The 19,418-nt window shown below is 69.1% G+C and carries 17 protein-coding genes and 1 tRNA gene; 10 read left to right on the forward strand and 8 right to left on the reverse strand.

Annotation, left to right across the window (positions count from 1 at the left end; translation table 11 throughout):
* Positions 1–64 precede the first annotated feature (64 nt).
* From ABWV20_RS13495 to ABWV20_RS13535, 9 genes are all read left to right on the forward strand, one after another.
* On the forward strand, positions 65–874 hold the full coding sequence (locus ABWV20_RS13495; RefSeq protein ID WP_353355872.1) for an RHS repeat-associated core domain-containing protein: 810 nt from the start codon (positions 65–67) through the stop codon (positions 872–874).
* A gap of 529 nt (positions 875–1,403) precedes the next feature.
* Positions 1,404–2,615: a helix-turn-helix domain-containing protein gene (locus ABWV20_RS13500; RefSeq protein WP_353355874.1), complete on the forward strand. Its 1,212-nt coding sequence runs from the start codon at positions 1,404–1,406 to the stop codon at positions 2,613–2,615.
* Between the two features lie 17 nt (positions 2,616–2,632).
* Positions 2,633–3,112: a flavoprotein gene (locus tag ABWV20_RS13505; protein ID WP_353355876.1), complete on the forward strand. Its 480-nt coding sequence runs from the start codon at positions 2,633–2,635 to the stop codon at positions 3,110–3,112.
* Between the two features lie 155 nt (positions 3,113–3,267).
* Positions 3,268–3,660: a hypothetical protein gene (locus ABWV20_RS13510; protein WP_353355878.1), complete on the forward strand. Its 393-nt coding sequence runs from the start codon at positions 3,268–3,270 to the stop codon at positions 3,658–3,660.
* A 232-nt stretch (positions 3,661–3,892) separates the two neighbouring features.
* Positions 3,893–4,090, forward strand: a complete 198-nt coding sequence (locus tag ABWV20_RS13515; protein WP_353355880.1) for a hypothetical protein — start codon at positions 3,893–3,895, stop codon at positions 4,088–4,090.
* A gap of 29 nt (positions 4,091–4,119) precedes the next feature.
* Entirely contained in the window at positions 4,120–5,535 is a 1,416-nt protein-coding gene (locus ABWV20_RS13520) for an FtsK/SpoIIIE domain-containing protein (RefSeq protein ID WP_353355882.1), read from the forward strand.
* The gene (locus ABWV20_RS13525; RefSeq protein ID WP_353355884.1) at positions 5,532–6,911 is read left to right on the forward strand and encodes a replication initiator; all 1,380 of its coding nucleotides are present in this window, start codon (positions 5,532–5,534) and stop codon (positions 6,909–6,911) included. The genes ABWV20_RS13520 and ABWV20_RS13525 overlap by 4 nt, the downstream gene beginning before the upstream one ends.
* 52 nt (positions 6,912–6,963) lie before the next feature.
* Entirely contained in the window at positions 6,964–7,143 is a 180-nt protein-coding gene (locus tag ABWV20_RS13530) for a helix-turn-helix domain-containing protein (RefSeq protein ID WP_353355886.1), read from the forward strand.
* Positions 7,140–8,267, forward strand: a complete 1,128-nt coding sequence (locus ABWV20_RS13535) for a tyrosine-type recombinase/integrase (RefSeq protein WP_353355888.1) — start codon at positions 7,140–7,142, stop codon at positions 8,265–8,267. The genes ABWV20_RS13530 and ABWV20_RS13535 overlap by 4 nt, the downstream gene beginning before the upstream one ends.
* 110 nt (positions 8,268–8,377) lie before the next feature.
* On the opposite strand, the gene ABWV20_RS13540 is transcribed toward ABWV20_RS13535, so the two are convergent.
* Positions 8,378–8,451: transfer RNA gene (locus ABWV20_RS13540), tRNA-Phe, on the reverse strand.
* Between the two features lie 181 nt (positions 8,452–8,632).
* Positions 8,633–10,873, reverse strand: a complete 2,241-nt coding sequence (locus ABWV20_RS13545) for a S8 family serine peptidase (RefSeq protein WP_353355890.1) — start codon at positions 10,871–10,873, stop codon at positions 8,633–8,635.
* Positions 10,874–11,160: 287 nt separating this feature from the next.
* Here ABWV20_RS13545 and ABWV20_RS13550 point away from each other — a divergent pair, with 287 nt between their 5' ends.
* Positions 11,161–11,763 carry a YceI family protein gene (locus ABWV20_RS13550; protein WP_353355892.1) on the forward strand — a complete coding sequence of 201 codons (603 nt, stop codon included), beginning with the start codon at positions 11,161–11,163 and terminating at the stop codon, positions 11,761–11,763.
* 29 nt (positions 11,764–11,792) lie between these two features.
* Here the strand turns inward: ABWV20_RS13550 and abmR are convergent, their stop codons facing one another.
* From abmR to kdpA, 6 genes are all read right to left on the reverse strand, one after another.
* On the reverse strand, positions 11,793–12,314 hold the full coding sequence (gene abmR, locus ABWV20_RS13555; protein ID WP_353355894.1) for an ATP-binding transcription factor AbmR: 522 nt from the start codon (positions 12,312–12,314) through the stop codon (positions 11,793–11,795).
* 153 nt (positions 12,315–12,467) lie between these two features.
* Positions 12,468–13,148 carry a response regulator gene (locus ABWV20_RS13560; RefSeq protein WP_353355896.1) on the reverse strand — a complete coding sequence of 227 codons (681 nt, stop codon included), beginning with the start codon at positions 13,146–13,148 and terminating at the stop codon, positions 12,468–12,470.
* Complete coding sequence (locus tag ABWV20_RS13565) at positions 13,145–15,676, reverse strand: ATP-binding protein (protein ID WP_353355897.1); 2,532 nt, start codon at positions 15,674–15,676, stop codon at positions 13,145–13,147. Before ABWV20_RS13565 ends, ABWV20_RS13560 begins: the two co-directional genes overlap by 4 nt.
* 105 nt (positions 15,677–15,781) lie before the next feature.
* A complete protein-coding gene (kdpC, locus tag ABWV20_RS13570; RefSeq protein WP_353355899.1) occupies positions 15,782–16,360 on the reverse strand; it encodes a K(+)-transporting ATPase subunit C in 579 nt (192 codons plus the stop codon).
* 5 nt (positions 16,361–16,365) lie between these two features.
* On the reverse strand, positions 16,366–18,399 hold the full coding sequence (gene kdpB / locus ABWV20_RS13575) for a potassium-transporting ATPase subunit KdpB (protein ID WP_353355901.1): 2,034 nt from the start codon (positions 18,397–18,399) through the stop codon (positions 16,366–16,368).
* A partial coding sequence (gene kdpA, locus ABWV20_RS13580) for a potassium-transporting ATPase subunit KdpA (RefSeq protein WP_353355903.1) occupies positions 18,396–19,418 on the reverse strand: 1,023 nt, incomplete at its 5' end. The genes kdpA and kdpB, both read right to left, overlap by 4 nt.

Below are 19,418 nucleotides of genomic sequence, written 5' to 3' on the forward strand. Positions count from 1 at the left end.
CCGGCAGAACTGACCGTCTGACAAACCCGGGGCGATTCAGACCGACGCGCAGGGCACCGCGACGATGGCGCTGGCCAACCCCCACGGCGACACCGCGACCACCGTCACCATCCCCGCCGGCACCACCGCCACCACCCCCGCGGTCACGATCGGCGGCTGGGCCGACTACACCGAATACGGCCTGCCCAACACCGCAGCCGACGGCGCCAGCGGCGTCACCGCCGCCGACGTCGACCAGGTCGACGGGGCCCTCGGGTACGGCTGGCTCGGCGCGAAACAACGCTCCACCAGCATCGAGTCCGCCGGCCTGACCCTGATGGGCGTGCGGCTCTACAACGCACGAAGAGGCCTCTTCACCTCCGTCGACCCCGTCCCCGGCGGCAACACCACCGCCTACACCTACCCCCAAGACCCCATCAACGCCTTCGACCTCGACGGACGATGGGGCTGGCTCAAGAGCGCCTGGAACGGCGTAAAGGCGGCGGGCCGGTGGGCATGGAAAAATCGAGGAACCATCGCCAACGTCACACTGACGGTAGCGAGTTTCATACCAGCCACTGCCGGAGTCGCATGGGCATACCGGGCATGGCAGGGATACCGAGCAGTCCGCGGGATGGTTAGCGTCGCGCGCATCGGTACTCGAATGTCAAACTCCCGATGGCTGGGGACAAGCAGCCGTCTCTTCGGGAACAGTACCCTAGGGGCTCGACGTCCTGGATTACTAAATCCTCCCGGGAAGGATAGGCGGTTCGCCCTCGGATGGAGTGTCAATACCGTCGAGAGAATTAGTCGAAGGAAGGCAATCGGGCGAACGGTACTTCGCGCCAAGGTGTTTGGGAAGAAGATGGATATCACTTATGGACGCTTTCTATGACGAGGGGAGGCAGAAACTTGGACCTCGGTGAACGCGCAACGGAATTTGTCCGCAAGATGGAGGAACTGTTCGGGGTGGACAAAGTCGAATTAACTGTGGATCGGCGACGAGTTGGGCAGCCGCCGCGAGAGTGGCTGGATCTTGTGAACGTCAGCTGGCCAGACGGATTAGCAATTCTGTGTGGTCTGGTCGATTGGGACGACCAGGTCTTGATCATGGATCCTGATGGTGAGCATTTTAGCTTCGAGGCCGCCGCAAGATACATCTCACTGAGGCGCGAAGGTTACCCGGCGGAACGAGCTCGGAAACTCGCATAGCGGCGCCGAGTTGACCTCCGCAGACGGTCAGCAGGTGCTTGGCCCTTCGTGTCGTGCCGCGCAGTGGCGTTCGGTAAACGGGTCTTTTCCGAACGCCCTCCGCCCGAGCCTGTGGCCATGCGTCGTCAGCCGGACGCTGTGTTCGGCAAGCCGTTCGGAAAGCTGAGCGCGCCGAACTGGCGTGTGTCATATGTAGATGAGATGGTCGGAACATGGCAAGTGGCGCAATTGGTGAGCGGGTGTCCGCGTATCGGCGCCGTCGCGGGCTCAGCCAGGCTGCCTTGGCGGGACTGGTGGGGCGCAGCGAGTCCTGGCTGTCGCAGGTGGAGCGTGGGCTCCGTTCAGTCGACAGCCTGCCGGTCATCCTCGATCTGAGCCGGGTGCTGCGCGTTGAGCCAGAGAAGTTGATCGGCCGACCATGGCAGCTCGCACCCAACGGCGACCCCGCGATCGACGTGCTGGACGAAGTGCGGGGCTACTTCACGCGCTATGACGACCTCCTGGACCCCGAACCGAAGGGCCCGATCGATCAGGCCGCGTTGCGCGTGACGATTGCCCAAGCACACCAGACCTATCAGGCGGCCCGATATGGGGCTGCGATCGGTCAGATCGCCTCGATGCTGTCCACGGTCGACCAGGCGTCGCGAGGGCCAACGGCCGCGCGAGATAAGGAACTCATGCTCGGGTACGTGTCCGCGTATGTGGTCACCGCGAAGCTGTTAACGAAGCTCGGGGCCACGGATCTCGCGCTCCTCGCCGCAGACCGTGCAGCCAACCGAGCGATGGAGATCGACTCGAAGGTGGCCAGGGGGATGGCGGCGTACCAAGTTGTCTGCGCGCTCCTGCGGGCGGATCGTTCCGACGATGCCGAGCACCTCGCCGTGAAAATGGCCGAGCAGGTTCAGGCCGGCGCCCGGTCGGACCGTCCAACCATTGTGTCGGTGGCTGGCGCTCTCTGGCTCATTGCTGCGGTGATCGCTGCTCGCCGCATGGACCGTGACCAGGCATGGGCTCGGCTCGATCGCGCGGACCACTTGGCGGGCTTGCTCGGCGAGGACGCCAACCACGCGTGGACAGCCTTCGGCCCGACGAACGTCAAGTTGCACCGGATCTCCGTGGCCACCGAGATGGGGGACGCAGGGGAGGCTGTGAGGCTCGCGGCCGACGTCGACCCCGCACAGTTCCCAGAGGGTCTGACCAGCCGCAGGGCTCAGGTGCACCTCGACCTCGCCTGGGCGCAGGCTCAGCGCAAGCGTGACGCCGAGGCGACCCTGCATCTGATGGAAGCCGAGCGGACCGCGCCAGAAGCTGTGCGCTACAACTCACTGGTGCGCGAGCTGATCCGTGAGATGCTCGCCCGGTCCGGGAAGAGCCAGACGAGCGCGCTGAACGACCTTGCCGTTCGTGCTGGGGTGATCGACTAGGCGGTGAGATGGCCACGTTGAGCATCGTCGTGTGCGGTGCGCCGTTGGCCTCTGTCGCGGTGTCACTGGTCCGTGCGGCCGAGCGACTGGGCTTTGATGTCTCGCTCGTGGCAACCGAGTCCTCGCGCGGCTGGCTCGACGAGGGCGCTCAAGCACTTGTCGTCCCTGCACCCCGTCGGCCAGAGGCGGTGCTTGTCTGCCCGTTGACCTTCAACACGGGAAACAAGTGGGCCGCCGGAGTGTCCGATAACAGCCAGCTCGGCCTGCTCAACGAATCCCTTGGAACGGTGGCGCGCGTGGTAGCGGTTCCCTTCGTCAATGAGTCCCTCTGGCGTCACCCAGCGTGGGCGAACTCCCTTGCGACGCTGGCGAATTCAGGGGTCATGTTCGTAGACCCCTCGACGGGTGATGCTGAAGCCAGGCCTACGCGACATGGCACAGGTGACGAGGTCACGGCCGCGTTCCGGCCCGAGTGGGCTCTTGACCTTCTCGCTTGACCACGTACTGTCAATACGCGATCGATTGAGCGGTATGCCCGAATCCGCACTTTTGTGCGGGTAGTAGCCGTGTGCGGGGTGTGTCGTTCTTACGCGGTGAGTCTGGTTCCGTCGCCACCGGAGAGGCCGGGGCGCGGGAATCAGAGGAGGGCACCATGCCCAGCTACGCGATCGACAGTGAGAGGCACAACCTGACGGCAACCGGCATCGTCGAGCAGGTCTTCGAGTGGGAAGAGACGGCGGACGGTCGACGTCGCCCGTCCGACAAGCCGGCCCGCAACGAGAACTCCGGCATGCCGTTGTGGCGTGTCGAGGTCATCTACGTCCAGGAGACGTATGGCCGGAAGTCGACCGTGACCGCCAAGGTGCTGGTCGATTCGCTCGACGAGCCCAAGGTGGCACCGCTCACGCAGGTGAAGTTCACCCGCCTCGTCGTCGAGCTCCGCGTCAAGTCCGGCAGCCTGATCGAGGCCTGGTCTGCTGACTCGCTCGCGGACGGCGGCAAGGGCGTCCAGCGTCCACCGTCCGCCTCAGACAAGGCCGCGTGATACCGGTGCGTTCGGACACGGGCAAGGCTTTGGTTGAGGCGATCGGGCAGCTGCTCCGTGAGGGCACTCGCCTGGTCAACCTCGGCCCGCGAGCGACCGAGCTAGAGCGGAGCAACTTCGCGTGCAAGAAGGACGAGGTGCTCCAGGGAATCGTGATCGAGGCGGGGCAGCCCGCAGGCTCATCGCCAGAGACGCCATACGCCGGCTTTGATGACCGGGGGAGTGAGGCCTGATGTCTCTCGTCGCCATCTGCATCGTGCTCGGGGTGCTTGTCGCCCTGATGATCAAGGCCAAGGCGATCAGGGCGTGGGGCGCGCTGCTGCGCATCGCATTCGGCGTGACGCTCGCGGCTTCACCCATGGGCCAATACCTGTCGGCGGCGCTCCATGCCGTCGGCACCTGGGCGATGACGCAGCTGAGGGCAGTCTGATGCGCTCGGCAAGCGTGCGTCCTGGTGGCATGGTGACCGGCCTGCGCAGCTCGCGCTCCGGCGAGATCCTCGTGCCGGTATCGCGGCCGTCGCTCCCGGGATTGCTTCTCGTCAACGTCGCGCGGGTCATCGGGCGGCTGGTCGTGTGGTCCTGCCGCCACCCAGTGGCAGTGCTCGTCCTGGCATTGGCTGCGGTGGTTCTTCGGTCGCACGGTCCACGTGGCCTCGCAATCGTTGCGGCCGCCGTGGGGGCACTCCTCGTGGTTTGGTGGCGCGTCCATCCGGTGACCTTCCGTCGGGTTGTCGTCTCGCCGTTCCGTGCAGCGTTCGTCTATGCGCGGATGTGGCAGCCCGCGATGGTCACGTGTGGCCTCGACACGCGAATGGGCGGCGAGGAGTATCTACCTCGCATTCGACGCGTGGTCTCGACCCCGTATGTTGACCGAGTTCTGGTGAAGATCCTTCCGGGACAGTCGCCGGAGCAGTACGAGAACGCGACAAGCCAACTGGCACATACGTTTTCGTCGGTTCGGTGTCGGGTGGTGCTCGACCGTCCGGGCCGTCTGTGGCTCGAGTTCACCCACGGCGACTCGCTGGCCGAGATCGTTCCCGCGATCACACCACCTGCCTCAGTGGACCTCACCGCGCTGCCCATCGGAAGAACCGAGGGCGGAGGGGATTGGAGACTTCGGCTGCTGGGAAGCCACCTCCTCGTCGCGGGGGCCACTGGCTCAGGCAAGGGCTCGGTCATGGCGTCGATGCTTCGCGCCATGGGACCTGGCATTCGTGACGGCTCGGTCGAGGTGTGGGCCATTGACCCCAAGGGCGGCATGGAACTGACGCCGTCGTCGGGGCTCTTCGAGCGGTTCGTCTATGACTCGCCGGCATCGATGGTCCAGCTGCTGGAAGAGGCTGTGTCGTTCATGCGGTTCCGCGCCGAGCGGTTGCGGCTCGAAGGGCAGCGCGTCCACGTCCCGTCGCCCGGTGACCCGCTGGTAGTTGTTCTCGTCGACGAGATGGCGGCGCTGACGGCGTACGTCGGTGACCGCGACCTCAAGCGGCGTGCCGAGTCCGCCCTGCAGCTGCTTCTGTCGCAAGGCCGCGCGCCAGGGGTGCTCGTCGTCGCGGCCGTGCAGGACCCGGGCAAGGACGTCGTCGGCTTCCGTGACCTCTTCCCGTCGCGAATCGCATTGCGGCTGTTGGAGGACGTGCAGGTCGACATGGTCCTGGGCCGGTCTGCGCGCCTCCGGGGCGCCGAGTGCGACCAGATCCCGGCGAGCCTTCCCGGCGTGGGCTACGTCGTGCTGGAAGGCGTCCGGGAACCGGTCAGGGTGCGGGCGGCATACATGTCCGACGATGACGTGAAGGACACGGTTGCCCGATTTTCGCGTGACCGGTACAGCGATGTGGTCCAACTCGCTCAGCCCGCCGAGGGGCGAGGATGACTGCGGTACAAGGCAACTCGGGACCGACCGACTCGCTGCTTGGGTCGGCCGGCCTCGAGTCTGCCGAGCGACGGGCCTCTGGGTGCTCGCGACCCGTTCGGCTGCAAGGTTCCAAGCAGCTCGTGAACACGGCGACCGGGGAGGCCCAGACCCTCTACAGCTCCAGCGACGAGCTCGACGGCCACACGTACGTCAAGTGCAACAACCGTCGCGCCAGCGTCTGCCCGACCTGCAGCCACGAGTACAAGGGCGACGCCTGGCACCTGCTCATGTGCGGGCTGGCGGGCGGCAAGGGCATCCCCGAGTCGGTTGCCGACCGACCCTGCACCTTCGTGACGTTGACCGCCCCCTCGTTCGGAGCCGTCCACGGGGTCAGGGACAAGGGGCCGTGTCGTGCTCGTCGAGACCACCCCGTGTGCCCGCACGGTCGCCCGATGTGGTGCCGCAAGCGGCATGTTCCTGAGGACCCGCAGGTCGGCCAGCCGCTCTGCTGGGAGTGCTACGACTACGTCGGGCACGTCGTTTGGCAGTGGTACGCGCCCGAGCTGTGGCGCCGCTTCACCATCGCCCTCCAACGAGACCTGGCGAAACGGGCTGGCCTCAAGATCACTCAATTCCGCAAGGCATGCCGCATCTCCTACTCGAAGGTCGCCGAGTTCCAGGCCCGCGGACTCGTCCACGTGCACGCACCCGTGCGGCTCGACGGCCCCCTCGGCCCGGAGGGACCCACCGGCGCGCTGCCGCTGACCGTCGACGACTTGGAGGCCGCCATCGCAACGGCGGCCGCTGCGGTGCACCTTGACTCCGCGCCGCTGCTCGACGGCACGTCGTACCGACTGCGCTGGGGCACTCAGGCCGACACCCGCACGATTAGCGAAGGCGCCGGCCGCGACGCGTCACGGGGCGGCAAGCGGGTGCACCCTGAGCAGGTGGCCGCGTACCTGGCCAAGTACCTGACCAAGACGGCGGAGGACTTCGGCCTCTCCAGCGCCGTCGGCTCGGCCGCGCATGCTCGGCTCCTGGGCGCGACGCCTCACGTCGTCCGGATCATCGAGGCCGCCCAGCGGCTCAGCCGTGAGGGCGAGGAGTACGCCCGGCTCGCTGACCGATACTCGACGCTCGGTTACCGCGGCCACCCGATCACCAAGTCGCGGCTCTACTCCGTGACGTTCGGGCAGATCCGGCGTGCGCGCCGCTTGTTCAAGAGCCGGCCCGCGGCGCTCGCGCCCGACGCAGACATCAGGGAGATTCTCGACGAGGAGGCTCCCGAGGGTTTCGAGATCGTGTCGAGCTTCGTCTACGTCGGGCGCGGCTACCTCTCGCTCGACCAGGCAGCCCAGGCAGTCAGATCGGCGGCTCTCGCACGCGCGCACTGAGTCGACCCTGCGCCGAACTTCATGAAGAGCCAAGTGGGAGAAGGTGAGTGGAGTGGAGAAGCTGCTGTTGAGTCCAGAAGAGGCCGCCGAGATCCTTGGCGTCACGAGGTCGACGATCTACGACCTCATGCGCATGCGCATCCTCGCCTCGATCAAGATCGGCCGGCGTCGCCTCGTGCCGGTCAAAGCGTGCCAGGAGATGGTCGAGCGGATGGTCGAGGAGTCGGCATGACCAGGCGCGCCAACGGAGAGGGCTCGGTCTACCAGACCAAGGGTGGGCGTTGGGTCGGTGCGACGTACGCCGACACGAACACGGGCGGGCGCAAGCGCGTCGTCGTCTACGGTCGCAGCCGGCCCGAGGCCCGCAAGAAGCTTGAAGCTCTGCAAAAGGAGCTGGACGCTGGCGTACTGGTGGCGGTCGAGAACTGGACCGTCCAGGCGTACCTCGAGCACTGGCTCGAGACGGTGGTCAAGCCGAACCGAGCGCCCAAGACCTACCAGGGCTACGAGCTCGTTGTCCGGCTGCACCTCGGCCCGCGCATCGGCAAGAAGAAGCTTCGGGCACTCACAGTTCGCGACGTCCGGCTCATGTGCCAGCACCTCGCGGCCGCCGGCATGCAACGGCGGGGCGTCCAATTCGCCCACGCTGTCCTTCGCGCGGGCCTGCAGAACGCGATGCGCGACGAGCTGCTCACCCGCAACGTGGCCAAGCTCGTCCAGGTCCCGGCTCCGGAGTACGTCGTCGGCCAGGGGCTCAAGCCCGATGAGGCGAAGAAGCTGCTGGCGGCCGCAAAGACGGAGCGGCTCCACGCTCTCTACGTCCTCGCTCTCTACCTCGGGCTTCGTCGAGGCGAGCTGCTCGGGCTGCAGTGGCAGCACGTCGACCTCGACGGCGAGACCCTCCAGGTGGTGCAGAGTCTCCAGCGTGTCGGCGGCCAGCTGCAGCTCAAGGCACCCAAGACCCGCAAGTCGCGTCGCACCGTGCCGCTGCCGCTACCAGTCGTCGAAGCCCTCAAGGCGCACAAGATCGCCCAAGGCAAGGAACGGCTCGCAGCCGGTCCCAACTGGCACGACACGGGCATGGTCTTTGCATCGGCAGTCGGTACGCCGATGGAGCCGGACAACCTGCGGCGCAGCTGGTACCGGGTGCGCGAGATTCTGCCCGAGCCACGGCCGCGGCTCCATGACCTCCGGCACACCTGCGTGACGCTGCTGTTGACGGAGGGAGTTGCCCCGCACATCGTCCAGGAGATCGTCGGCCACAGCGCCATCGACGTGACAATGACGATCTACGCGCACACCTCACTCGAGGAGAAGCGCAAGGCGCTGGCGCTTCTCGGAGACCGGCTCGCATGAGCTCCCGGCTGTCGCACGAGATCGCACGCTGCTATCACGGTCGCTATCAAACGACCCCCAGAGACTACGAACCGCTGGCCGCGCAGGGCGCTGACCAGCGGTTTTGTGAGTGGCCAGGGGCGGGGTCGAACCGCCGACCTTCCGATTTTCAGTCGGACGCTCGTACCAACTGAGCTACCTGGCCGGGTCTGCGCATCACGTCGAAGCCTGCGCAAACAGATACCCGGATCGCTCCGGGCGACGCCAACTATACACGACCCCCTCCCGGCTTCAGCGAGGGTCACAAGCCACACACAGAGCGACGGTGGCCGGCTCACCCGAGGGCGAACCGGCCACCGCGACCGTTGTCAGGGCGACGTCACAGGTCAGCTCTGGCCGGGCGGGACCTGGTGCTGGCCGGGTGCCGCGACACCGCTGCCCACGATGTTGAAGAGCATGCCGTGGGACACGACGGTGCCTGCGACCGAGACGTTGAGCTGGGCCTGGTAGAAGCCGTCTGCCGCTCCCTTGGCCGAGGATGCCGTGACCGCAACCGTGGTGCTGGCACCTGCCGCCAGGGTGGCCGTGCCGCCGGAAACCGAGTAGGTGACACCGGAGGCAGGGTTGTTGGCAACCGCGACACCGACGGAGATGGGAGCCCCGCTGGTGTTGGTGATGACCAACGACTTGGTCACGCTGCGGCCGGACCCGCTGGAGATCGCCCCGAAGGACAGGCTCACCGGGTCGAGTGCGACCTGGCTGGCGAGCGCCGCGTCGGTGTCGGCCAGGCCGGCGCCGACCTTGAGGGCGTCGTTGGTCACTGTGTCAGTGAGTGCGTCACGGAGGACGCCCTGCTTGGCCGTGTTGACGACGGCGCTGCGGACCTCGGCTGCGCTCCAGTCCGGGTGGTCGCCGCGGACGACGGCGGCGATGCCGGCGAGGTGCGGTGTGGCCATCGAGGTGCCGCCGAAGATGGCCCAGCAGGGCGGGGTGCCGCAGGCCCAGGCGGGCTGCGCGCTCAGCACGTCGGCGCCGGGAGCGACGACGTCGGGCTTGATGAGCAGGTCGCCGTGGGTCGGACCCTGGCTGGAGAAGGAGGCCATCCGGTTGGTCGCCTCGGGGATCGACTTGTAGAGCATGTTGGCGTTGATCGTCGCGTCCTGGCCGTCGTGCTCCATGATCTGGGCGCCGTCGGACTTGGTGACCATGACGGACACGACCCCGCTCTGGTCTCCGGCCATGGTGAGGAGGGCGTCCTCGCGGTTGACGACGATGGCGGCCACGGCCCCGGCGGCCGTGACGTTGTCGATCTTCTCCTGGAAGGTGCAGACGTTGCGGCCGATGACCGCGATCTTGCCTGCGAGGTTCGGCAGCGGCGAGCCGTTGCAGGCCAGCGAGAGCCCGAGCGGGTGCCCCGAGGCAGCATCCTTGGCGACGGCCAGCGGGGCCGTGATGTCCTCGGTCAGCTTCCCGAAGTCACCGACGACGACGTCGTAGTCGGTGCCCGCAACGGTCACCGTGTTGACGAGCGCGTGCCCGACGGTGCTCGCACCAGCGGTGAGCGCCCGCGGGGCCGCACCCGGGTAGTGCACGGTCCAGTAGCCGGGGCCCTCGTTGCCGGCCGCGACCGCGACGACCATGTTGGCCCTGTCGAGGTTGTCGACGGCATTGTCGAGGAGGAAGGCGCCGCCGCCGTCGTTCCGGGCACCGCCGAGGCTCATGTTCGCGACGTCGAACCCGTCGACGTAGGCGTCCTGCATCGCCTCGAGGATGTCCTCGGAGCGCGCCGAGCCCGCCGTGCCGGGGAAGACGTTGTACGACCCGAGGGTCGCCGCGGGTGCGACGCCGGACGGGGCGTACGGAATGACCGTGCCGTCGACGACGGCGGAGGTGTGCGCGTTGCACGCCACGGTCCCGGCGACGTGGGTGCCGTGCCCGTTGAGGTCGCGGCCGTCGAAGCCGTTCTTCGCCACCTTGTTGCCGTAGGTGCGCGAGACGATCACCTTGTTGTTCGTGTACTTCGCGTCGCCGAGCGGCGTGACCGCGGGGTAGCCGGTGTCGTCGAAGCACGGGTGGGTGACGTCGATGCCGCTGTCGATGATGGCGACCTTGACGCCCTTGCCCGCCTCCGCGGCGCCGCCGACGGCGGTCCACCCCTCGAGTGCGTCGACGAGCTCGAGGTCGGGGTCCTCGTGCGCCAACGGGGTGAAGACGCCCTGGAGCTCGGCGTAGGTGACGCCGGGCGCGGAGCGGACCGTGCTGAGGGAGGTGCCGTTGAGCTGGACGCCGACGGCGTTGACGGCCACGTCGAACTGCTTGGTGACCCTCGCCTTGGGGGCGTTGACGCGCAGCCAGTCCTTGAAGGCCGTCTGCTCTGCCCTGATGCGGTCGCGCTCGGCCTTGACCGCCTGGTTGGCGAAGCCGATCTTCTTGCCCTTCTCGGGCGCGGTGCGCGGGTTGGTGGCGAGCGGCTCGCTCGCCAGCCGGACGAGCGCAAAGCTGCTGTCGACCTCCGGCGCTGACTGACGGGTGTTGGCTTCGGGCTGGGCCGCTGACGAAGCCGCCATTCCCAGGGATAGGGCCAGTGCGGCGGTAGCCGTCACGGCGAGGGCGCGATTCGAGCGCATGGATGAGCCTCCGGAAACTCTGGTTGGGGGTGCTCGCACTCTAAGGTCCAAAACCCCTCACGGGGGGCCCTTCACGAAAGGAATTTGCGCAGCGGCAGGAGAGGGCAGGAGGCCTCGACTGGCTGGCTGATGACGATCGAGTGAGTCTGGGTACCGATACCACCACGTGGCGCGAACTTGCGAGTACGCGCTCCGACATGAAACCTTCAACTTCGTTTGACAACCCGCACGGACCCACGAGCCACGACGCACGACACCCACGACACCCACGACACACAGGAGACCGCATGGCCGACGACTCGACCCTGAGCGGTGACTGGGAGTTCGACCCCGCTCACACGCGCATCGGATTCTCGGCGCGGCACGCCATGGTGACGACGGTCCGTGGCTCGTTCAACGACGTCCAGGGCTACTTCCACGCCGACCTCGACGACATGTCCAAGTCGAGTGCCCGCGTCGTCCTCAAGGCGGCGAGCGTCGACACCCGCAACAACGACCGGGACAACCACCTGCGCAGCGCCGACTTCTTCGACGTGGAGAAGTGGCCCGACATCACCTTCGAGAGCACCCAGGTCGAGGAGGTCGGCGACGGCGCCTACGTCATCTCCGGCCACCTGACGATCCGCGACGTCACCAAGCCGGTGACCATCCCCCTCGAGCTGCTCGGCGTGCAGACGGACGCGTTCGGTGCGCTCCGCGCGGGCTTCGAGGGCTCCCGCCGCATCAACCGCCGTGACTACGGGCTCGAGTGGAACATGCCCCTCGACAAGGGCGGCGTCCTCGTCTCGGAGCGCATCACGCTCGAGTTCGAGATCTCCGCCGTCCAGACCTCCCCGGAGTCCGAGGGCGAGCAGGCCGACCAGCCAGAGGGCGAGCACAACGAGGGCTGAGGCCCCGTCGCCCTGGCCCGGAGGCCCCCTCAGGCCGCCGGGCCCTTGCTGCGCACGTCCGCGACGTGCGTCATCGCCTCGCGCAGCTCGGTCAGCCAGTCCGACTCGTGCTGCCCGACGAGCCGCACGCACCACGCCAGCCCGTCGGCCCGCGACCGCGCCACACCCGCGTCGACCAGGGTGTCGAGGACCAGCCGCTCGCGTTGGCGCAGCCGCGTCATCGCCGGCGCGGCCACGTGGGTGAACAGCTCGGTCCGGTCGCCGACCCGCACGGCCCACGACACCTTCCGGTCGAACCGGTGCTCCGCCTCGCGGGCGATCTCGATCCGGCGTCCCCGCGTGTCCTCGCGGAACGCCTTGGCCCGTCCGGCCCGCGCCTCCGCGCGCTCGGCGTCGCTCGAGCCGTCGGGCAGGTCGACGTCGTCGATCGTGAGGACCACCGTGATCTCCTCGCGGTCGACGGTGATCTCGGGCGCTGCCTGCTGCCATTCCTCGGGTAGGCGGCCGGTGAACCAGCCGCGGACCCGCTCAGTCACTTGCTCAGTAATCATGTAATCAGGATTGCTCGCCACGGCGTCCACGTCAACGGACTCAGCCCACAGCGAAGCAGCCGTATGCCGCTGAGCTGGCCCAGCGGCATACGGCACCTCCCAGCGGGGTCGGCTCCGATGCTCCCGGCGCCTCAGCGTGGGAGGAGCTGACGGTCAGGGACTGAACCGGTAGCCCAGCCCCGGCTCGGTGATCAGGTGCCGCGGGCGACCCGGGTCGGCCTCGAGCTTGCGGCGCAGCTGGTTGGCATAGACCCGTAGGTAGTTCGACTCGCGGCCGTAGGCCGGCCCCCACACCGAGCGCAGCAGCTCCTGCTGCGTGACCAGATGCCCCGGGGTGCGGCAGAGCGTCTCGAGGAGCCGCCACTCGGTCGGGGTGAGGCGGACCTCGGCACCCTCGACGGTCGCCCGGCGCTCGGCGAAGTCGAGCTCGATCCGGTCCGTCCTCAGGATGCCGATCTCCTTGGCGAGATCCCCTGCCCGGCGTGCCGCCGCTCGGATCCGGGCCAACAGCTCCTCGATCCCGAAGGGTTTGGTGACGTAGTCGTCGGCCCCGAGGTCCAGGGCCTCGACCTTGTCGTCGCTCTCGTGGCGTGCGGACAGCACGATGACGCGTACGTTGCTCACCCGCCGCAGCCGCCGCAGCACCTCCGTCCCATCCAGGTCGGGAAGCCCCAGGTCGAGCACGACGATGTCCGGCGGTGGGTCCTCCATGGCGATCTGCAGGGCGGTCCGCCCGTCGCTGGCCGTGACGACCTCGTGCTGGTGCGCTCGCAACGCGATGGCCAGCGTCCGCTGGAGTCTCGGGTCGTCGTCCACGACGAGCACGCGGCTCATGGAGCGATCCCGTCCGCCCTGGGGAGTGAGAGCACCATCGTCAGGCCACCTCCTGGTGTGTCCTCTGCCGTCCGCGAGCCTCCCATGACCTCGGTGAGCCCCCGCGCAACGGCCAGGCCGAGCCCGACCCCCTCGCCCTTGGGAGTGTCCCCGACCCGCTGGAACGCGGCGAAGATCCGCTCCTTGTCCGGCTCCGGAACGCCGGGACCGCGGTCGGCGACCCGCACCTCGACGCGGTCGCCGACGGCACCGGCCGTGATCCGGACCGGGGCGCCACCTGAGTGTCGGACGGCGTTCTCCACGACGTTGGCCAGCAGCCGGTCGAGCAGCCCGAGGTCGGCCACGGCCGCCACGTCGTCGAGGTCGACCTCGATGCCCTCGGGCGACCCGGGCTGACCACCCGCACCGATGCCCTGGACGGCCGCCTCCACCGCCGCCCCGAGGTCGACGACGTCCCGCCGTGCTCGGACGGCCCCCGTCTGCAGGCGGGAGAGGTCGAGCAGGTTGCCGATGAGGGCATCGAGCCGGTCGGCCGACTCCTCGATCGACTCGAGCAGCTCTCCCTCATCGGAGGCGTCGAGCGTGACCCCCGGCTGACGCAGCATCGAGACCCCGGCCTTGATGCTCGCCAGGGGTGTGCGAAGGTCGTGGGAGACGGCCGCGAGGAGCGTCGTGCGGGCCGCATTGTCGCGGGCCAGCCCCGAGGCCACCCGCTCGGCCGCCATGAGCCGCTCCCGTCCGAGGAGCACCGTCGCGTGGGCCGCGAAGGCGCTGAGGAGGCGGCGGGTCCCCGCGGGCGGCGGCGGTCCCGCCATCAGCAGGCGCGCCCCGTCCTCGAGGCTCTCGTCGATCGTCCAGTTCCGGGCCGGCAGGGCGCTGCCCGGGAGAAGGTCGGGATCCGTGCTCGCCCGGACGTGCAGTGGCGCGTCGAGCGCTCCGTCCGGAGGGCAGGCGAGCACGACGACGTCCATGTCCAGGGCGGTGCGCGCCCGGTTCAGCAGGGTCGGCACCGGCGCGGGGTCCGCGAGCAGGTCCCGGCTCAGACTGGCCAGCGCCTCGGACTCCCGCTGGGCAGCGATGGCCTGCTCGGTCCGACGCGCGGCCACGTGGACCACGGACGAGACGGCGATGGCGACGAGGACGAAGACGAGCAGGGCCAGCGCGTTGGGCGGGTGGTCGATCGTCAGGGTGTGGCGCGGCTCGGTGAAGAACCAGTTGATGACGAGCGAGCTGGCCACCGCGCAGAAGAGTGCCGGCCAGATGCCCCCGGCGAGCGCACACCCGATCGTCAGCGCCAGGTAGAGCTGCACCTCGAGTGAGAGCTGGTGGCTCTCCTGCGTCGCGACGAGGATCACCGACAGCACGACGATCCCGACGGTGGCGAGCGTCCAGCCCAGCGCGAGTCGGCCGGGGGAGAGAAGGCCCGGAGCCCGGGCCCGCCGCCCGCCGCCCGCCTCCTCGTGGGTGACGAGGTGCACGTCGATGTCGCCCGAGCCGTCGGCGACCGCGGAGGCGACGCTGGGCCGGAGGACCTCGTGCCACCGCGACCTGCGGCTGACGCCGACGACGACCTGTGTCGCGTTGATCCCGCGGGCATAGTCGAGGATGGCCTCGGCCCGGCTCTCCCCGGTGACCGTCTGGAACTCGCCGCCGAGCTCTGTCGTCAGGCGTCGGAGGCGCTCCACCTCGGCGAGGTCGTCGGTGGCCAACCCGTCCGCTGCGACGACGTGGACCGCGATCAGGTCGCCACCGGCAGCCCTCGACACGATACGGGCACCCCTGCGCAGCAGCGTCTCGCCCTCAGGCCCTCCGGACAGGGCGACGACGACGCGTTCCCGCGTGGGCCACGGCGCCGCGATGCCCTGGTCGGCGCGGTAGCGCTCGAGGGCCTCGTCGACCCGGTCGGCGAGCCACAGCAGGGCGAGCTCGCGGAGGGCGGACAGGTTGCCGACGCGGAAGTAGTTGGCGAGCGCCGCATCGACCTTCTCCGGCCGGTAGACGTTGCCGTGCGCCATCCGCCGCCGGAGCGCCTCGGGGGTCATGTCGACGAGCTCGACCTGCTCCGCGCGGCGCACGACCTGGTCGGGCACGGTCTCCCGCTGGCGCACTCCGGTGATGGAGTGGGTGACGTCGTTGAGGGACTCGAGGTGCTGGATGTTGACCGTCGAGAGCACGTCGATGCCGGCGTCGAGGATCTCGTCGACGTCCTGCCAGCGCTTCTCGTGCGGCGAGCCGGGGGCGTTGGTGTGCGCGAGCTCGTCGACGAGCACGACCCGCGGGCGCCTCGCGATGACTGCCGCGGTGTCGAGCTCCTCGAGAGTGGTGCCCCGGTGCGTGACGGTGCGCCGCGGGACGACCTCGAGCCCGTGCACCATGTGGGCGGTGTGGCTGCGGCCGTGCGTCTCGACGAACCCGACGACGACGTCGGTGCCCCGTGCGAGCCGGCGGTGCGCCTCGTCGAGCATCGCCACGGTCTTGCCGACGCCGGGCGCGGCCCCGAGATAGATGCGCAGCTGGCCGCGTGCCATACGGTGATCCTCTCAAGTCGGCGGGCGCCGTGGGTGTCCGTGGGCGCCCTGGGTGTCGGTGGGTGTCCGTGGGTGCCGGTGCGTGTCCGTGCGTGTCCGTGGGCGTTACGAGCCGGACAGCCCACGCAGGCCGATGTTGAGCCGCAGCACGTTGACCCGCTCCTCGCCGAGGAAGCCGAGCGCCCGGTCCTCGGTCGCGTCGACCACGAGCCCGCCGACCACCTCCGGAGGCAGCCCCCGTGCCGCCGCCACGCGCGCCACCTGCGCCTCGGCATTCGCCACGGAGATGTGGGGGTCGAGCCCGCTGGCCGAGGCGGTCAGCGCGTCCGGGGGCTGCGGACCGTCGCCGAGGTCCATCCTGATGCGCCGCCGCGCCACGGCACCCTCGACGGGCGCGCCCGGCCCGAGGTTGGTCCCGCCGCTGACGTCGCCGGAGTAGTCGGACGCCGACGGACGCCCGTGGAACCACTCCGGCCCGGTCCACTGCTGGCCGAGCAGCGCGGAGCCGACGACGCGGTCGTCGACCCGCACGAGGGACCCCGCGGCCTGGTCCCGCGCGACGAGCTGACCGGTGCCCCAGACGGCGAGGGGATAGAGGAGCCCCAGCAGGACGGTGAAGGCCGCCATCACCCTGACCGAGGCGACGAGCTGGCGGGCGAGCAGTCGGGCCCTGATCGACGGCACGGAGATCACATCATTCCGGGGAGGTGGGACGCGAGGAGGTCGATGAGCTTGATCCCGATGAACGGGGCGACGATGCCACCGAGCCCGTAGATGAGCAGGTTTCGCCGCAGCACCTGGCTGCTTCCGGCCGGCCGGTAGCGGACCCCCTTGAGCGCCAAGGGGATCAGAGCGAGGATGATGAGCGCGTTGAAGACCACGGCCGAGAGGATCGCCGACTTCGGGGTCGCGAGCTGCATCACGTTGAGCGCCTCGAGACCGGGGAACTCCGTGACGAACATCGCCGGGATGATCGCGAAGTACTTGGCGACGTCGTTCGCGATGGAGAAGGTCGCGAGCGCGCCGCGGGTCATCAGCAGCTGCTTGCCGATGCCGACGATGTCGATGAGCTTGGTCGGGTCCGAGTCGAGGTCGACCATGTTGGCGGCCTCCTTGGCCGCCGAGGTGCCCGTGCTCATCGCGACGCCGACGTCCGCCTGGGCGAGGGCCGGTGCGTCATTCGTCCCGTCCCCGGTCATCGCGACGAGCCGACCGCCCTTCTGCTCACGCTTGATGAGGGCCATCTTGTCGGCCGGGGTGGCCTCGGCGAGGAAGTCGTCCACCCCGGCCTCGGCAGCGATCGACGCCGCAGTGAGCGGGTTGTCGCCGGTGATCATCACGGTGCGGATCCCCATGGCGCGCAGCTGGTCGAAGCGCTCCCGCATCCCCGGCTTGACGACGTCCTTGAGGTGCACGACCCCGAGCACCCGCGCCGGACCCTGCCCGTTGCGCGCGGCCACGACGAGCGGCGTCCCGCCGGTCCGGGCGATCAGCTCGACGGACCCGGCCACCCCGTCGGCGGTGCTTCCTCCCGTGGAGGCCACCCAGCGGCATACGGCATCGGCGGCGCCCTTGCGCAGGGTCGACCCCGAGGGCAGGTCCACGCCGGACATGCGGGTCTGCGCGGAGAACTCCTGTGTCGTCGCGCCCTGCGCGATGAGGGTGCGCACGTCGGTGACGTCCTCCGCAGGCACCGACGGCAGGGTGAGGTCCACGATCGACCGTCCCTCCGGCGTCTCGTCGGCCAACGAGGAGAGGTATGCCGCTGAGCTGAGTTCTCGCGCCGCCACACCGGGCGCGGGGAGCAGTTCGGTCGCGAGGCGGTTGCCGAAGGTGATGGTCCCCGTCTTGTCGAGCAGGAGGGTCGAGACGTCCCCGGCGGCCTCGACGGCCCGGCCGGACATCGCGAGCACGTTGTGCTGGACCAGCCGGTCCATGCCGGCGATGCCGATCGCCGACAGCAGGGCACCGATCGTCGTGGGGATCAGACAGACGAGCAGGGCGACGAGGACGATCCCGGGTTGGGCCCTTCCCGAGTAGACGGCGAGCGGCTGGATCGCCATGACGGCCAGCAGGAAGATGATCGTCAGCACCGTGAGCAGGATCGTCAGGGCGATCTCGTTCGGGGTCTTCTGGCGGGCCGCGCCCTCGACGAGCGCGATCATCTTGTCGATGAACGTCTCGCCTGGTCTCGCGGTGACCCTGACGACGATCCGGTCCGAGAGGACGGTCGTCCCGCCGGTCACCGCGCACCGGTCGCCGCCCGACTCGCGGATGACGGGAGCGGACTCGCCCGTGATGGCGGACTCGTCCACCGTCGCCATGCCTTCGACGACGTCGCCGTCGCCGGGGATCACCTCGCGCGGGCCGACGACGACGAGGTCGCCGACGTGGAGGTCGGAGGCGGGCACCTGCTCGGTGCTCCCGTCGGGCAGGAGCCGGTGGGCGAGCGTGTCCCGCCGGGTGGCCCGGAGTGTCGCCGCCTGCGCCCGCCCGCGGCCCTCCGCGACGGCCTCGGCGATGTTGGCCATGAGCACGGTCGCCCACAGCCAGCCGGTGACGAGCCAGGCGAACCAGCTCGGTGTGGCCAGCGCCATCACCGTCGTGACGACGGCGCTGACCCAGACCACGAAGACGACCGGCTGTCCCAGCAGGTGCCGCGGGTCGGTTTTGCGGACGGCCTCGGGGAAGGTCGAGGTGAACTGGCGGAGCAAGGACGTCATGGGAGCGCCTCCGCGATGGGCCCCAGGGACAGGGCGGGGAAGAAGGTCAGGCCGGCCACGATCAGCGAGATGACGATCAGCAGGCCGACGAAGGTCGGCGTGTGCGTCGGCATCGTGCCCGCCCCTGATGGTCGACGTCGCTGCGCCGCAAGGGAACCCGCAAGGGCCAGAACGAGCAGCATGGGAAGGTAGCGCCCCACGGCCATGGCGAAGGCCAGGGTGAGGTTGACGTAGGGGGTGTCGGCTCGGAAACCGGCGAAGGCGCTGCCGTTGTTGTTGGCGGCCGAGGCATAGGCGTACATCAGCTCGGTGAGCCCGTGGGGACCGGTTGCGCTCAGCTGGGACCGGACGAACGGAACCACCGCCCCGATACCGGTGAACGTCAGGACGAGCGCCGGCATGACGAGCAGGGCCAGCGACGTCGTCGTGATCTCCCGGCGGCCGATCGTCTTGCCGAGCAGCTCCGGGGTGCGGCCGACCATGAGCCCGGCGACGAAGACCGTGAGCACGGCCATGACCAGGGCGCCGTAGAGCCCGCTGCCGACTCCGCCCGGCGAGATCTCCCCGAGGAGGATCGAGGCGAGCGCGCCGCCGCCACCGAGGGCGCTGTAGCTCTCGTGCATCGAGTCGACGGCGCCGGAGGAGGTGCCCGTGGTGCTGGCGGCGAAGAGGCTCGAGGCCCACACACCGAAGCGCAGCTCCTTGCCCTCGAGTGCGCCGAGGGGCTGCTGGGCGGCGCGGGTCTCGGACACGGTGATGACGGCGAGCATGAGGCCCCACAGCGACGCCATCAGCCCGAGGACCGCCCAGCCCTGCCGCTTGTCGCCGACGAGGACGCCGTAGGCCCGGGGCAGCGAGAAGGGGATGACGAGCAGGAAGAAGATCTCGACGAGGTTGGTCAGCGGGGTGGGGTTCTCGAAGGGGTGCGCAGAGTTGGCGTTGAAGTACCCGCCCCCGTTGGTGCCGAGCTCCTTGATCGCCGGGGCCTGACCCTGGTTCTTGGACACGCTGAATCCAGC

The organism is Intrasporangium sp. DVR, assembly GCF_040365325.1.
Classification (GTDB): Bacteria; Actinomycetota; Actinomycetes; order Actinomycetales; family Dermatophilaceae; genus Intrasporangium.

What these genes read in the sequence shown, in the direction of transcription:
- ABWV20_RS13495 (WP_353355872.1), top strand. Translation starts at nt 65, where the DNA reads ATGGCGCTGGCCAACCCCCACGGCGACACCGCGACCACCGTCACCATC.
- ABWV20_RS13550 (WP_353355892.1), top strand. Translation starts at nt 11,161, where the DNA reads ATGGCCGACGACTCGACCCTGAGCGGTGACTGGGAGTTCGACCCCGCT.
- ABWV20_RS13525 (WP_353355884.1), top strand. Translation starts at nt 5,532, where the DNA reads ATGACTGCGGTACAAGGCAACTCGGGACCGACCGACTCGCTGCTTGGG.
- ABWV20_RS13510 (WP_353355878.1), top strand. Translation starts at nt 3,268, where the DNA reads ATGCCCAGCTACGCGATCGACAGTGAGAGGCACAACCTGACGGCAACC.
- ABWV20_RS13500 (WP_353355874.1), top strand. Translation starts at nt 1,404, where the DNA reads ATGGCAAGTGGCGCAATTGGTGAGCGGGTGTCCGCGTATCGGCGCCGT.
- ABWV20_RS13535 (WP_353355888.1), top strand. Translation starts at nt 7,140, where the DNA reads ATGACCAGGCGCGCCAACGGAGAGGGCTCGGTCTACCAGACCAAGGGT.
- ABWV20_RS13565 (WP_353355897.1), bottom strand. Translation starts at nt 15,676, where the DNA reads ATGGCACGCGGCCAGCTGCGCATCTATCTCGGGGCCGCGCCCGGCGTC.
- ABWV20_RS13515 (WP_353355880.1), top strand. Translation starts at nt 3,893, where the DNA reads ATGTCTCTCGTCGCCATCTGCATCGTGCTCGGGGTGCTTGTCGCCCTG.
- abmR (WP_353355894.1), bottom strand. Translation starts at nt 12,314, where the DNA reads ATGATTACTGAGCAAGTGACTGAGCGGGTCCGCGGCTGGTTCACCGGC.
- ABWV20_RS13545 (WP_353355890.1), bottom strand. Translation starts at nt 10,873, where the DNA reads ATGCGCTCGAATCGCGCCCTCGCCGTGACGGCTACCGCCGCACTGGCC.
- kdpB (WP_353355901.1), bottom strand. Translation starts at nt 18,399, where the DNA reads ATGACGTCCTTGCTCCGCCAGTTCACCTCGACCTTCCCCGAGGCCGTC.
- ABWV20_RS13520 (WP_353355882.1), top strand. Translation starts at nt 4,120, where the DNA reads ATGGTGACCGGCCTGCGCAGCTCGCGCTCCGGCGAGATCCTCGTGCCG.
- ABWV20_RS13560 (WP_353355896.1), bottom strand. Translation starts at nt 13,148, where the DNA reads ATGAGCCGCGTGCTCGTCGTGGACGACGACCCGAGACTCCAGCGGACG.